The sequence below is a fragment of the Streptomyces sp. NPDC007084 genome (genome assembly GCF_040703595.1).
Classification (GTDB): domain Bacteria; phylum Actinomycetota; class Actinomycetes; order Streptomycetales; family Streptomycetaceae; genus Streptomyces.
The window spans coordinates 1-1,122 of the sequence record NZ_JBEYFY010000137.1 but is presented as its reverse complement, the minus strand read 5'-3'; the positions used below and the strand labels follow the sequence as shown (position 1 = coordinate 1,122).

At 47.2% G+C, this 1,122-nt stretch carries 1 protein-coding gene; it reads right to left on the bottom strand.

Annotated features, from left to right (window positions below; all coding sequences use genetic code 11):
* Positions 1 to 120: 120 nt before the first annotated feature.
* Positions 121 to 1,068, bottom strand: coding sequence for an IS30 family transposase (locus AB0912_RS35935; RefSeq protein ID WP_003130410.1), 948 nt, complete (start codon positions 1,066 to 1,068; stop codon positions 121 to 123).
* Between the last annotated feature and the right edge of the window lie 54 nt (positions 1,069 to 1,122).

Sequence of the window (1,122 nt, the reverse complement as noted above, 5' to 3'; positions counted from 1 at the left end):
GGGTGAACTGTGGGCAGAAACAGGCGATATCGGTCCCGGGCGGGTGAACGGGGAGTCTTTTATTTATTGGTGATGGTTCACTTCAACTTACAGTGCAAGAACGCAAATTGCAAGTCCAAGTTAGCCAGCCAAGCTCATCTCATATGAACTCTTATAGTTGAACATTTTTCTTGGATAATGGTTCATCCAATACTCGATAGCGGCGACTTCTTCAGGGGTCGTCTTTGTTGTGCCTTTTGGCAGATGCCTACGAATCATTCGGTTATGGTTTTCATTCGTCCCTCGCTCAAAGCTCGCGTAGGCGTGTGCATAGTAAACTGGACAGCTTACGACCTCAGAGAGCCTTGCAAATTCATGGCCATTGTCAGGGGTAATGGATTTGAAGTCATAACTTTTTTGAAGTTCCACCAGCTCATCATTGACCGCCTGTGCTGTTTTCCCATCAATCAAGCGAATGATCTCCGTGCGGTATTTTCGCTCTGTGAGCGTCAAAAGCACCTTGTTCTTAGCTCTCGTAAGAATGACCGTGTCAATCTCGTAATGCCCCACTTCTAAGCGATTGTTAATGAACTCAGGCCGTTCTTCAATAGACTTACCAAAAGGATGCTTTGGCGCACGAGGTTTGATTTTCTTTGCCGCCTTATACTGCGGATAGAAAAGATGATGACGCTTGGCTTCTAACCAGCCCCAGTTGACCCAATTGTAGAGGCTGCTCAGAGAAACTCCTTTTAGAGCCTGATGAATGACTTCCAAAGAGTCCTTGTCTTCTTTAAGACGTGTACTCACATAACAATCAATCTCAGTCGTGAGTTTACTCGGACGAACACTGTGAGCCCTCAATCCTTCATAATTTTCTTGAGCCTTTTTAGCAGAGTATTTTACCTTCCGCTTGAGCTGGATTTCCCCTCGCTTCATCTCTCTGTCAATCGTCCCATGAGCTTTATTCAATAAGCGCGCAATCTCACGGTTGCTCAGTCCTTCTTTATTGTGCCAACGTTCAATGTTTAAACGGTCTTGATTGGTCAGGTGTTTCCCTTTGCTCTGGCTTGTGATAGAATAGTCTTGCAGCCGCCCTCGACGTCCCGCACCCGGGCGCCGACCACCCGCTCGCCCTCCCGGAGG